Genomic DNA, 12411 nt, shown 5'->3' with positions numbered 1-12411 from the left:
GGTCAGGCTCCGTTCTGGGTGGTGTATTGGGTGGCTTTTGAGGGGCTGTCTGGTCGTGGCTGCACCGGGAGGCGACGGGCCCACAGCCACACGCCGTGCACCCGGATGAGCACCGCGGTGAGCAGTGCCGCCGGTGCCGCTCGCACGGTGTCGGACCAGCGGGGTCGGCCGTCGTGGGCGGGACGCCCGTGTACCGAGGCGGTGAAGGAGTAGCCCGGCGTCTCCAACGTGATCCCCACCTGCACCCGGCCGTCGACCGGCTGCGGGGCCCGGATCCGGTAACTCCCGTCGGTGCCGTGGAACGGGGAGACGTAGAGCTCCTTGTCCGCCCGCGCCCGGCCCGCCGCATCCGGACGCACCACGTAGGCGTGGCGTCCGCCGTAGGTATTGCGGACCTCCAGGACCGTGGCCAGCGGCGAACCGTCCTCGGCGTCGCACCAGAACACGGACAGCGGGTTGAAGCCATTGCCCCACGCCCGCGGCATCGCCGCCATGACCACGCGCCCCACCGGGACGTGTACCCCACGCTCGACGAGCAGGTCGACGATGTTGTCTCGGATGCTGCGCCCCGGGTCGCCCAGGTGGTCGCCGGCGACGAACGCGCCACGCCACCACGACGCCGCCCCGTGGTCCGGCAGGTGGTCCAGGTCCACCAGCCACATCCACGAACGGTTGGTGAACCGGTGCACCAGCGGGGAGGTGCGCGCGTGGCGCACCGTGGTCCGCAGCACGCGGTTCACCGGACGCTGGGACGGTGCCTGCTGTGCCGGCTGTGCTTCCGGGGCCAACTCCGGGGCCGGCAGCAGCCGCGCCGCGGCATCGTGCCCCGACCGCGCACCGTCCTCGTGGAACCCCCAGCCCTGCCAGGCTCCGGCGAAGACGATGCGTCCGGTATCGAGTTCACGCGCCCGGCGCGACGCCGCCACCGAGGCCGGCGTGTACACCGGGTGCCCGTAGCGGCGGGTGGCCAGCACCGTCGCCGGGTCGACCAGGTCCGCGGCGTTCAGCGTGACCAGGTAGCGGGTCCCGTCGGCGTGCGGTAACCGCATCAGCCGGGTCATGTCGTAGGTGACCACCACGCCCCCGCCGTCGCGTTCCAGGTGGTTCCACGACGCCCGCGCTCCCGCCGCCCGCGGCAGCAGTGAGGTGTCGGTGTGCAGCTGAACCTCATTGCGCGAGTACGGGATCGCCGACAGGATCTCACGCTGCACCGCCGACGGTTCCTCCAGCAGGTCCAGAGCCTGCTCCGGATGGGTGGCCACGACGACCCCGTCGAAACGTCGGGACGTGCCGTCGGCGACGGTGACGACGACCGACCCAGCGTCCTGCCGCAGACCGATGACGGGCGTGCCCGTGAGCACCTCCCCGCCGCGTCCGGCAATCGCCGCGGTGACGCGCCGGACGTACTCGCGTGACCCGCCGACGACCGTGCGCCACTGCGGCGAGCCGAACACCTGCAGCATGCCGTGGTGGTCGAGGAAGGTGAACAGGTACCGCGCCGGGTAGCTGCCCGCAGTGTCCGGTTCGCAGGACCACACCGTGGCCACCAGCGGCGTCATGAAATGCTTCACGAAGTAGTCGGAGAACCCGCCCTCGTGCAGGAACTGCGCCAGCGTCTGTTCCTCTGGGGTGCCCGTATCCACCGCCAGCAGCTGGCGGGCGCGGCGGTGGAAGCGCAGGATCTCCCCGAGCATCCGGAGGTACGCCGGACGCAACAGGTTGCGTCGGTCACCGAAGAGCCCGGCGGCACCGCGCGCGCCGGCGTACTCCAGCCCCGCGCCGCCGTGCGCGTCGTCGGCCCGCACCGACAGGGACATCTCCGCCGGCTGGGTGCGCACCCCCAGTTCGTCGAAGAGCCTGGTCAGCACCGGGTAGGTGCGGTCGTTGTGGACGATAAAACCGGTGTCCACGTTCGCCTCGCCACCGGTGGTGGTGACCGTGGTCGTGTCGGCGTGGCCGCCGGCCCGATCATCGGCGTCGTACAGGGTGACCTGCGCGCGTGTGGACAGTTCATACGCGGCGGTCAATCCGCTGACGCCCGCGCCGACTACGGCGATACGCGGTCGCGTCGCAGTGGGGTCCAGCGTGTCCATCGGATCGATGTGTTCCATGGCGTCACTTCCCATCCTAGTTAGTTCAACCAGGTTAGCGATTTTCCCGAGAGCGCGCCGACCCTGGTCTGCAGCCGACCGCGTGGCACAATGACATCCATGCAGTCACCCAGGCAGTCACCCGCGCAGTCAGCAGCGCAGCTCCACCGCGACGGGACCACCGCCGCGGTCATCGTCACCCACCGACGCGTCGCGCTCCTGCGCAACTCCCTCGCCATCGTCTGCGACCAGACCCACCCGGTCGACAAGGTCATCGTCGTCGACAACGGCGACCAGGACGAGGTGCGCGTCCTGCTCGAGGAACTCGCCGGCGACCGCGCCGTGTACGTCCCCTCAAAGACGAACCTCGGCGGTGCCGGCGGCTTCGCCCTGGGCTTCCTCACCGCCCTCTCCCTCGGCGTGGACGCCGTGTGGTGCGCCGACGACGACGGACGTCCCGCCGACGACCACGTCCTGGAGAACCTCTACGACGTCGCCGAGTCCCACGGACTGGCCGAGGTCTCCCCCGCCGTGTGCAACATCGACGAGCCGGAACGACTGGCCTTCCCCCTGCGCCAAGGCGTGGTGTGGCGACGCTACCTGCACGAACTGCAGGGCGACTTCCTCCCCGGCATCGCCAGCCTCTTCAACGGTGCCCTGGTCAGCGCCGAGACCATGAAGGTCATCGGCGTGCCCGACTACCGCCTGTTCATCCGCGGCGACGAGGTCGAGTACCACCGTCGGCTGGTGCGCTCCGGCCTGCCGTTCGGCACCTGCCTGACGACGTCCTACCTGCACCCCGACGGTGCCGATGAGTTCAAGCCGATCCTCGGCGGCCGGATGCACACCCAGTACCCGGACAACGACACGAAGCGCTACTTCACCTACCGCAACCGCGGTTTCCTGATGAACCAGCCCGGTATGCGCCGCCTGCTGCCGCAGGAGTACGCACGCTTCGGCTGGTTCTTCCTGGTGCAGCGACGCGACGTGAAGGGCTTCCGTGACTGGCTGGCACTGCAGGCGAAGGGGCGCGGGGAGAAGTTCTTCCGGCCGTAGCCTGCCCGCCACAGTCTCGCCGCCACGCGGCGTTCGACACCGTACGCTCGACAGAAACAGTGTCAACCCGAATCAAGGATGATCACCCGTGTACCGCAGGAAACTCCTCCTTCCCACGCTTGCGCTTCTCCCGCTGGCAGCATGCGGCCAACCGACCTTCGTTGGGGATTCCGGGACGATGGAGGACGAATCCGGGCGGCTGACCGTCTTCGTCAATACCTGCGGCGAGGAGATCGAGGGGGTCACCGTAGCGTCGGACGGCACCACCATCGCCGAGTACACACCTGCGGAACCAGCCTCCGGCGCATTCACTTTCGTCCTCGGGGACCCGGCACCGACCGAGCCTGTTTCCTGGGAGGTCTCCGGGGATGTCTCAGAGGTCGGCACAGCGACCACCGACCCGGACTCAAAGATCACGGTCACACCAGAACTCAGCGATGCAGACTCCAACACTCAATTCCGGAATGCCGAGTCCACCCGGTCCAGGATCAGTGACTCCGCCGGCCAAATTGTGGTCGGCAAACCCCATAAGAGCGGCGACCAGACGCTCGCTTATCCCCAAGACTGGGAAGAGATCTGCCGTACGACAGAACCTCCGTCCTCGTCAGCACCCCCGTCCTGACCGAGCACGGCGTCCGCGACGCCGTCCGCTGGTGACGATCCATCACGCCCGCCGAAGCCGATCGTCCCCTCAACTACGGAAGATCACCCAGCGCTGGATGATGAAGTTCAGCACCGTGGCGGTGCCCTGTGCGATCACAAAGCTGATCGCACGTACCCAGAACTGGTCCAGGTCCATGTCCTCCAGCCACGGAATGCTCAACGTGTACAGGCTGACCTGCACCGCGTAGGTCGCGAGATAAGCGATCATCGTGACCACGAACCGCTTCACCGACGGCTCTGCCTGGAAGGTCCACCGGCGGTTGATCAGGTACGCGGTGAGCGTGCCCAGCACGAAACCGATGGTCTTCGAGGTGCCGTCCCCCAGCCCCAGCAGGTAGAGCAGGTAGGTGCTGCCGAAGTCGACGACCGCGCCGACCACACCGGTCATGATGAACCGGAACAACTGGGTCTTCAACGTCAAACGCTCGACCTCCCCAGGCACCGAATCCACCTGCGCCACCGGGGTCTCCTGCTTCTCCGTCACTTCTCGTCCTTCCCCGGCAACGGCGTCACCTGCGTCGGTATGTAGTGCTCACGCGCGGCACGGAACGTCCACAACTTGTTGACCAGGAAGTTCACCGGGATGGCGAAGCACACGCCCAGCAGGTTGCCCCAGTAGATCGGGTCACGCAGCCCGGTGGAGCCGTCCCAGATCTCCCGCGACAGCGCCACCGGCGACTCCGGGTTGACCAGCGCCGTCTGCACCAGCAGAGTCACCAGCAGCCCGCCCACGCCGACGAGCATGAACGGCACCATCTCCCGGAACCAGTTCGACTTGCCGGACGTGCGGAACGTCCACCGACGGTTCAGGTTGAAGTTCCACAAGTTGGCGACGATAAACGCCAGCACCGAAAATACGTGGTACCAGCGAATGTGGAATTGGGTGCCAAAGAGGTTGGCGAAGGCGTGGTGGCCGTCGAAGTCCCACAACCACTGGGTGGTCTTGTTCGCCACCACCATCACCGCCGAGTTCACCGCGACGCCGGACGCCCCGACGATGCCGAACTTCAGAAACTGCCGGATCAGCCGGCGGTAGCGCTCGGCGGTGGACAGCCGGACGGCGCCGTTACCCGGCTCACCCGGCTCGTCCGCGGCGGAGCCCGGCTGTTCAGCGATCGCGTCGGTCACGACGGGCGTCCTCTCTGTTCAGGTGTCAGGTCAAGTGTCCGGAGACTTATCGGACATACGCTACTGGCACTCGGGGAAATTGCGAAACCTCACCGACACCCCGCCGTGTCGGCTCAGCCCTCGTGTCGCTGCAGGAGGTAGCGGTACATCTCGAGACGTTCCAGCAGGCTGCGGCGTGGCACCAGCGGTGTCACCACCGCGCGCGCGTCCTCTCCGGTACCCGCTCCGCAGGACGCCAACGCCCATCCCGTCGCCGCGGACAGCGACCTGATCTCCGCCGCATTCAGCGGGTCGGTGGACAGCCGGCCACCGCCTGGGGCGATGTCTGCATCGGCACGGGTGAACCCCAGGGCCGCCATGAGCATCTCGGAGATCTCGCCGGCGGTCGCCCGATCAGACAACGTCGACAGCGCCACGATCCTGGCCCACGCCGCGGCCCGCCCTACGGGAGTCGATTCGGCGGGCACTCCGTCCAACGCGGTCCTGGCGAAGTCCGGCACCTGCGCCGGACGTCCCAGGTCCAGCGCCTGCAGCAGGGGTGTGAACTCGTACAGGTCCCCCGCCAACAGCAGCTCACGCAACTCCGGGGCGAGTCCGTCGAGGATCTCCTCCACGGTCTCCTCCCCGGTCAGTGCGACGTTCACCGCGGCCAGATCCACATCGCGTGGGAACCCCGGCCCCTCCGCCGACTCGGCGGTGGTGTCGAAGACCAGTGCGTCCGGCGCGACGGTGCGCCCCACCCCGCCCGGGTCGCCACGCGACTCGGGCACGAAGTCCCCGGCGAGGCAGACCGCGTCCGGAGTGTGCTCGTCACGGGTCATCGCCCCGGCGGTGGTGAGGGTAAGGACCACGTCGTCGACAAGCAGGGTGGCCGTCCCATCGCGTCCCAGCGCTTCGCCCAGTGGCGTGCCGATCGGCCCGGCGGTGCGGCTGTAGACCCGCAGCCGGTCACTGCGACGTGCCTGCAATGACCAGGTCGGCCCGGCATCCGTGTCGTCCAGCATCGTGGTGGCACCCGGCCAGTCGAAAGCGACGAGCACGGCACGCACGGTCTCGGCAACGGACAGCCGGTCGTTCAGGCCCAACGCCCGGGTGTGGAAACCCGCCGACGGGCGGTGGTACTCCGCCAGGATGAGCAACGTGGTCGGTTCGGCGGGAACGGCGGGCTCAGCCGGCGCATCGTCCAGCAGCGGGAGGGTCGGCAGACGCAGGACCGCGGCAAGACCGTCACCAGCCGCCGGGCCGCGTGTGCGGTCCGTCCGGGGAGCATGCCGTGCGTTCATGCCACCCAAGGGTAGCGACGTTGCCGACGCTCTGCCGCCGGAGTAATGGGGTCAATTCAGCACGAGCGGCAGGGCGCGCAACTCCCCGCCAAGACGCTGCACACGCAGCTTCTCCACACTGTTCCAGCTGCGGACGAGCCCGCGCACCGCACGGGCAGTGGCCATGCAGCGCACGACCGCGGTGGCGGCGTCGCCGTCGAGGCCCTGCGGCAGGCTCGCCCCGGGGACCGCGTGCGACTCGGCGACCTCGAAGACGATGTCGTCGGGGTCGCCCCAGGACGGCTGACGCTTGCCCGGGTTCGCCTCGGCGAAGTCCGCACGGTTGCGCTCCACCCCAGCGCGCGCGGCCTGCACGGTCGCCTCGACATCCACGGTGCGCACACCGTTCGCGCCGTCCGGCCCGGTTCCCTCGGCGAGGAACACCGGGTGACGCAGCAGCAGGGAGAGCACCGTGTCCCGGTCATCGCGGCCCTCGATCCAGTCGGCGTCCGCGGCGAAACCGTGCACTCCGTCGGAGTCCACCAGCCACGCGCCGCTGAAGTCGCCGAGCAGTACCCGGGCGTCGACCTCCACCTGCCACACTGCGGTGACCTCGCCGACCGTGGCGGCGACCATCACCGGCGGATCCTGCGCGCGGGTGCCGCCAGCCTGGCCCGACTGTGACGTCCCCGACGTCCCCGTCGCGGCCGTCATCCGCGTGCCCGCTCGTTCAGGACGTACAGGACGCCGACCTGCGCGGCACCGAAGGTCGTCGACGGCAAGGCACGGAACACCCTGCCCACCAGCGGGATCCGTCCGCCCACGGCGGTGACCACCGCCGCACCCGCGGCGTCCAACTTGCCGTTCACCCAGGCACCCACGCCGAGGGCCACGGTGGTACCCGCCACCAACGTGACGGTACCGGGGACCGGGCCGGCGTCCAACGACTCGCGCAGGTCAGCAATACCGGTGGAGATCTGCTCGCGCTCGGCATCCGACAGGGCCTCCCACTCCCCGGCCATAATCAGGCCGGCACCGGTGGCCACGACCGCCGTCTGGCCGATCCGGCGAGGCCACGTGCGCTTCACCAGGTCGCGCACCAGGCAGTCGCCCAGTGTGGTGGCGGCGACGATCCGGAATTCCCTCGACGACAATGGCGCTAATGGCCGTGCTGACCTGCCCATGGTGCTCCTTCGCTCTAACGCGCTCTACTTTTCGCGGATACGTTCCTGGCACCGAGTGTAGAACAGCACCCGGACATGAACGCCACACTCAGGGCCAGCGGCGGTCGGCGCGGTACGCTGGCCCCATGTTCGGAAGAGACCGCGCGAAGACACAGATGCGGCGCAACATCGCCAAAGCCAACGACGGCCAGCCCGCCGGGACGAAGGGGTCGCGCGCCCAGACCAGCGTGGTCGGCGGTACCGCTGCCGACGACAGCTACGAGGCCGCCAGCCACACCGAGGCCCCGCTGAACGAGTTCATGGTGCGACTGCTCGCCCAGGAGATGCCCGTGCTCGACTCGACTAGTCGGCGCATCATCAACCAGGAGCTGCGCGACTACGACGGGCCGACGATCACCTGCGTCGCCGAGCTGCCCGAGACCGTGCGCGAGGTCATGGAACTCTAGTTACTTGTGACGTCGGCGAGCAGCGCGGCGTAGCGTTCGCGCACCCCGGTGTCCCCGCCGTAGTGAGCGGCCGCCTCGAGCCGGTGGGTGACCGCGGCGAGCAGCCAGTCCGCACCCGCCCGGCGCGCCTGCTGCGCCACGGACTCGAAGACCAGCAGTGCCTCATCGTCGCGTTCGGCGACGTGCAAGAGCAGCGCCTCCTCGGTCAACGCCTCCAACCGTGCGGACTCCACCGCACTGTCCGAATGCGCCTGCACCTGTGCCGACGCCCGGGCACGCACGAACGTCCCCTCCGCGTCCTTGGCCTCGCTGGCGGCCCACGCGGTGAGCGCCAGCGCTTCATCCACCCGGTCGGTGTGCACCAACCCCCGGTTGACGGCCAGGACCTGGTCAACGAGGTCGCCGGCGGCGCGCAGGCCCAGTTCCTGGGCCGACATCTCCGGCCCGTCCGAACCCACCGGCCCGCCGGACGCCCCGGCACCGCCGACACTCGCCGCGGCGTGGAAGGTGCGGTAGGCGTCCTTCAGACGCTCGACCTGGCCCGCCCAGTCGCGGGCGAAGTTCTCCCCGACCAGCGCACTGGCCAGCCGGGTGGCCTCGACCTCGCGGCGGAAGGAGGCGTGGGGGAAGAGCATCCAGTCCAGGCCTTCAATGTCGTCGACGCTTTCCAGCACGAAGGCCGCGCGCGGGTAGTCATGGTCGTCGAGCAGGGAGGACACGCAGTTGACCTGGTACTCCGCGGCAGCCTCCCACTGCTGCAGGTGCTGGGCACTGTCGGACGCCTCGGCGAAGGCCCCGGCCGCGCCCCGGTGGTTGCCGAGCTTGGCGAGCGTCTCCCCGCGGGCGGCGAGGAGGTGGATGCGCATCGTCGCAGCGTCCTCGGGAGCCACGCCAAGCTCACCACCGGTGAGGGTGCGCAGGCACCGCTCGTATACGGCCAGCGCCTCGTGGAAGGCACCGTGCGAGGACAAAGCGACGCCGAGGGACAGCAGTTCGTCGAGTAGCTCCGGGGCCTCCTCCCCGGCGAGCATCGCCGTAGGACCCGTAGGTGGGGACGGCAGACTCAGCGCCACCCCGGCAACGTAGTGCGACAGCTGCGCGATCAGGTCCGTCACACCGGGGTCTCCCGGATCCGCCTGCTCGGCGATACCGGCGAGCAGCGCGGAACCGACCTCCGGCACAGACCGCGGCACCAGGAGCGTGACCTGCCGGACGGCGCGCAAGGCCAGACGCAGCGCCACCTGGTCGGGGTACACCCCGCCCATCAGGACGTCCTGCTCGATCACGCGGCGCACCAGCGGGCCGGAGCCCTGCCACATGCCGGCGACGGTGCCCACCCGGGCGGCGAGGATAGTCACCGGGTCGGCACCGGAATCTTCGACCTCGTCCTGGGTGCGCTGGCGCGCGCGCAGCAGCTCGTCCAGCTCCTGGAGCGCCGCGGGGGCGTCGGACGCATCGGACGCGCCGTCGTCGTCCTCGTCGAACGCGTCGTCCCCGTACTCGTCATCGTCTCCGAACTCGTCGTCGTCCCCGTACTCCTCGAGCGCCCGGGCATCGTAGCGACGCAGCAGCTCCTCCACCAGGTCCCGGTGAGTGCCCAGGTCAAAGCGCGGGTCCAGCCCGTTGGCGAGTTCCGCCAACCGGTCGACTGCGGTCTGCACCGCCTCCTCCAGACCCAGCATCGAGTACAGCATCAACGCCGCGACCGTATCGCCGGCACCTAGGGAATCGAGGTCCACCGGGCCGGCGACGGCGATCTCCGGGGAGAACACCCCACTGACCTCGCCGCGCCAGTCGGCGACCTCGCGTGGCAGGTGCAGCCAGGCGTCCTCCACCCACGACGGCAACTCCGCCTCCTGCGAGGGGACCACCGCCGGGGTCACCGACAGGGCGGCGGACGCTGGCAGCGGGTGGGGCTGGGCCGCGGCACCGTCCGGCAGTCGGTGCAGGCCGAGGCCCACCGTCATCTCCACATCATTGCCATTGCGGGTGTCCAGGGCGGCCGCCGCGCGGCGTGCCCGCTCCCCCGTCCACCGCGCCAGGCCCGCGACCGTGCCACCGCCGGCGCGCTCGCCGGCCACCGCCAACCAGTCCGCCACCGCCGGCAAACCGGCGAATTGAGGACGCACCGACCCGTGTCCCGCAGCCGCCGCGGCGGCGTACACCGTGTGCAGTCCCTCCAGCAGGTGCACGTCAGCATCCGGGTCCCGACGGTGCAGCGCCAGCGTGGGCAACATGCGGTCCAGCAGACCCAGGGCGTGGGCCTCGTGACCGGTCACCGCGAGATACTCGGCGACCTGCAGCAGCGCGTCCGACAATTCGGGGGAACCCACCGACCGGTCGGCGACGAACGCCGCACGCGCGGCGGTGACCTCCGGGGAGACGACCCCGGACAGGGGGATCAGCGACTCCGCCAGCATCACCGTGGGCTGCACGTGCGCCTCGGGGGCGTTCTCCATCGCCTCGACGATCGCCGCGGCGACGTCCAACTCACCGCGCTGCAAGGCCACCATGCCGCGCACATCCAGGTCACGCTGGTGCCGGTGTGCCTGCGCCCACGTCGGCTCGGCGGGGAGCTGAGGTTCCGGCAGATCGTCGAGCAATGCCTGCGCCTCGTCCAGCCGGCCGAGGGAAAGCAGGACGCGCACCGACGCCTCGGCGACGTCTTCCGGCGAACTTCCCAGTTCACGCAGGGCCTCCACCGCCAGCCCGGCGAGATGATCAAGGTGGTCCCGGTCGACGGTAGGACGCTGCGCGGCGCTGAGCACCACCTCCTGCCAGAGCAGCTCGAAGAGGTTCGGTAGATCGTCTGTGTCTGCCGTCGCGTCCGGGTGGGCGGGGAAGCGCGCGGGATCGTTGCGGTGCATCGCCCACAACGCCGGGAGCAGGTCCACGGTGTCGCGCCGATCCAGCGCCTCCCCCTCCAGACAACGCAGCAGGTCGATCCGATAGCGCAGCTCCTCATCTTCACGGGAACTTCCCAGGGAATCCGACAGTTCCCCACACCTGCGCAGGTAGGGCTCTTCCCCCAGTTCACCGCGGGAATGCATACCGCGCACAGACTCCCATTCCTGTGCGACCCACACCACACCCTGCGTACCTTCGAGCCGATCCATGCCCCAACTATGGCATGAATTGGCCTCCCCCGGCGGTAGAGTGGTGTGCATGGAACTGAAGACGCACACCCGGACGCTCACCGGGTGGGGACGAACCGCGCCCACCTCGGCCGAGGTCCTCGCCACCCCTGATGTCGATATCATCTCCGCAGCCGTCGCGCAGGTCGCCGACGACAACGCCGATAAGCCCGACCACCTCAAGCGCGGCGTCATCGCCCGTGGCATGGGCCGGTCCTACGGCGACCCCGCCATGAACGGCGGTGGGCTGGTCATCGACATGCAGCAGCTCAACCGCATCCACTCCATCGACCCGGACACCGCCCTGGTCGATGTGGACGCCGGCGTGACCCTCGACCAGCTGATGAAGGCGGCCCTGCCGTCCGGCCTGTGGGTCCCGGTCCTGCCCGGCACCCGCCAGGTCACCATCGGCGGCGCCATCGGCCCGGACATCCACGGAAAGAACCACCACTCCGCCGGCTCCTTCGGCGACCACGTGGTGTCCATGGAACTGCTCGTCGCCGACGGTCGCGTGCTGCACATCGAGCCCGAGGGCTCCGCGGACGACCCGGACGGCACCCTGTTCTGGGCCACCGTGGGTGGCATGGGTCTGACCGGCATCATCCTGCGCGCCACCATCCGGATGACCAAGACCGAGACCGCCTACTTCCTGGCGGACACCGACCGGACGGACACCCTCGACGAGACCATCGCCGCGCACTCCGACGGCTCCGAGGTCAACTACACCTACTCCTCGGCGTGGTTCGACTGCATCTCCCCGGCCCCGAAGCTGGGCCGCGCCACGATCTCCCGTGGCTCCCTGGCCACCCTGGACCAGCTCAAGGAGTACGCCCCGAAGCTGGCGGCGGACCCGCTGAAGTTCAACGCCCCGCAGCTGATGACCGTGCCGGACGTCTTCCCGTCCTTCACCCTGAACAAGCTGACCCTGTCGGCCGTGGGCCTGGCGTACTACACCATGGGCGCACCGGCGAAGAACCAGGTCAAGAACCTCACGCAGTTCTACCAGCCGCTGGACCTCATCGGCGAGTGGAACCGTGGCTACGGCCCGAAGGGCTTCCTGCAGTACCAGTTCGTGGTGCCGACCGAGGCCGTGGAACCGTTCAAGGACATCATCCGCGACATCCAGAAGTCCGGCCACTACTCGGCACTGAACGTGTTCAAGCTCTTCGGCGAGGGCAACCGTGCGCCGCTGAGCTACCCGATGCCGGGCTGGAATGTGTGCGTGGACTTCCCGATCCGTCCGGGCCTGGGTGACTTCCTGGACAAGCTCGACCAGCGGGTCATGGAGTTCGGTGGCCGGCTGTACCTGGCCAAGGAGTCCCGCACGTCCGCGGAGAACTTCCACAAGATGTACCCCGGCCTGTCCGGCTGGCTGAAGACGCGTCGGGACATCGACCCGACCGGTGTCTTCGCCTCCGACATGTCCCGCCGCCTCGAGCTGAACTAGG

At 69.2% G+C, this 12411-nt stretch carries 10 protein-coding genes and 2 pseudogenes; 4 read left to right on the top strand and 8 right to left on the bottom strand.

Going from position 1 to position 12411, the window contains the following annotated elements:
• Positions 1-2 precede the first annotated feature (2 nt).
• Positions 3-716, bottom strand: a pseudogene (locus ACT3SZ_RS04320) (DUF1365 domain-containing protein); the annotation flags it as partial.
• Between the two features lie 87 nt (positions 717-803).
• Positions 804-2093, bottom strand: a pseudogene (locus tag ACT3SZ_RS04315) (NAD(P)/FAD-dependent oxidoreductase); the annotation flags it as partial.
• Between the two features lie 117 nt (positions 2094-2210).
• Between ACT3SZ_RS04315 and glfT1 the strand changes: the two are divergent.
• Both glfT1 and ACT3SZ_RS04305 read left to right on the top strand, forming a co-directional pair.
• Positions 2211-3146 carry a galactofuranosyltransferase GlfT1 gene (gene glfT1, locus ACT3SZ_RS04310; protein WP_444616964.1) on the top strand — a complete coding sequence of 312 codons (936 nt, stop codon included), beginning with the start codon at positions 2211-2213 and terminating at the stop codon, positions 3144-3146.
• Between the two features lie 178 nt (positions 3147-3324).
• Entirely contained in the window at positions 3325-3768 is a 444-nt protein-coding gene (locus ACT3SZ_RS04305) for a hypothetical protein (protein WP_444616962.1), read from the top strand.
• Positions 3769-3837: 69 nt separating this feature from the next.
• On the opposite strand, the gene ACT3SZ_RS04300 is transcribed toward ACT3SZ_RS04305, so the two are convergent.
• From ACT3SZ_RS04300 to ACT3SZ_RS04280, 5 genes are all read right to left on the bottom strand, one after another.
• Positions 3838-4293, bottom strand: a complete 456-nt coding sequence (locus tag ACT3SZ_RS04300; RefSeq protein ID WP_444616961.1) for a GtrA family protein — start codon at positions 4291-4293, stop codon at positions 3838-3840.
• A complete protein-coding gene (locus tag ACT3SZ_RS04295) occupies positions 4290-4937 on the bottom strand; it encodes a GtrA family protein (protein WP_444616960.1) in 648 nt (215 codons plus the stop codon). Before ACT3SZ_RS04295 ends, ACT3SZ_RS04300 begins: the two co-directional genes overlap by 4 nt.
• 113 nt (positions 4938-5050) lie before the next feature.
• Entirely contained in the window at positions 5051-6220 is a 1170-nt protein-coding gene (locus tag ACT3SZ_RS04290; protein WP_444616959.1) for a hypothetical protein, read from the bottom strand.
• 51 nt (positions 6221-6271) lie between these two features.
• Positions 6272-6913: an N-acetylglucosamine-6-phosphate deacetylase gene (locus ACT3SZ_RS04285; protein ID WP_444616958.1), complete on the bottom strand. Its 642-nt coding sequence runs from the start codon at positions 6911-6913 to the stop codon at positions 6272-6274.
• On the bottom strand, positions 6910-7383 hold the full coding sequence (locus ACT3SZ_RS04280) for a hypothetical protein (protein ID WP_444616957.1): 474 nt from the start codon (positions 7381-7383) through the stop codon (positions 6910-6912). The genes ACT3SZ_RS04285 and ACT3SZ_RS04280 overlap by 4 nt, the downstream gene beginning before the upstream one ends.
• A 125-nt stretch (positions 7384-7508) precedes the next feature.
• On the opposite strand from ACT3SZ_RS04280, the gene ACT3SZ_RS04275 reads away from it, so the two are divergent.
• Positions 7509-7829, top strand: a complete 321-nt coding sequence (locus tag ACT3SZ_RS04275) for a hypothetical protein (RefSeq protein WP_444616956.1) — start codon at positions 7509-7511, stop codon at positions 7827-7829.
• Here the strand turns inward: ACT3SZ_RS04275 and ACT3SZ_RS04270 are convergent.
• Positions 7826-10945, bottom strand: coding sequence for a hypothetical protein (locus ACT3SZ_RS04270; RefSeq protein WP_444616955.1), 3120 nt, complete (start codon positions 10943-10945; stop codon positions 7826-7828). The two genes, ACT3SZ_RS04275 and ACT3SZ_RS04270, sit on opposite strands and share 4 nt — an antisense overlap.
• A gap of 49 nt (positions 10946-10994) precedes the next feature.
• Between ACT3SZ_RS04270 and ACT3SZ_RS04265 the strand changes: the two genes are divergently transcribed.
• Positions 10995-12410 carry an FAD-binding protein gene (locus tag ACT3SZ_RS04265; protein ID WP_444616954.1) on the top strand — a complete coding sequence of 472 codons (1416 nt, stop codon included), beginning with the start codon at positions 10995-10997 and terminating at the stop codon, positions 12408-12410.
• Position 12411: the final 1 nt, after the last annotated feature.

Origin of the sequence: Corynebacterium sp. AOP40-9SA-29, assembly GCF_052377405.1 — a bacterium.
Classification (GTDB): domain Bacteria; phylum Actinomycetota; class Actinomycetes; order Mycobacteriales; family Mycobacteriaceae; genus Corynebacterium.
This window is presented reverse-complemented; position numbering and strand designations above follow the sequence as displayed.

Bases quoted from the DNA above. Each gene is read 5' to 3' on its own strand.
- glfT1 (WP_444616964.1), top strand. From the start codon at position 2,211: ATGCAGTCACCCAGGCAGTCACCCGCGCAGTCAGCAGCGCAGCTCCAC.
- ACT3SZ_RS04305 (WP_444616962.1), top strand. From the start codon at position 3,325: ATGGAGGACGAATCCGGGCGGCTGACCGTCTTCGTCAATACCTGCGGC.
- ACT3SZ_RS04290 (WP_444616959.1), bottom strand. From the start codon at position 6,220: ATGAACGCACGGCATGCTCCCCGGACGGACCGCACACGCGGCCCGGCG.
- ACT3SZ_RS04285 (WP_444616958.1), bottom strand. From the start codon at position 6,913: ATGACGGCCGCGACGGGGACGTCGGGGACGTCACAGTCGGGCCAGGCT.
- ACT3SZ_RS04280 (WP_444616957.1), bottom strand. From the start codon at position 7,383: ATGGGCAGGTCAGCACGGCCATTAGCGCCATTGTCGTCGAGGGAATTC.
- ACT3SZ_RS04275 (WP_444616956.1), top strand. From the start codon at position 7,509: ATGTTCGGAAGAGACCGCGCGAAGACACAGATGCGGCGCAACATCGCC.
- ACT3SZ_RS04270 (WP_444616955.1), bottom strand. From the start codon at position 10,945: ATGGATCGGCTCGAAGGTACGCAGGGTGTGGTGTGGGTCGCACAGGAA.
- ACT3SZ_RS04265 (WP_444616954.1), top strand. From the start codon at position 10,995: ATGGAACTGAAGACGCACACCCGGACGCTCACCGGGTGGGGACGAACC.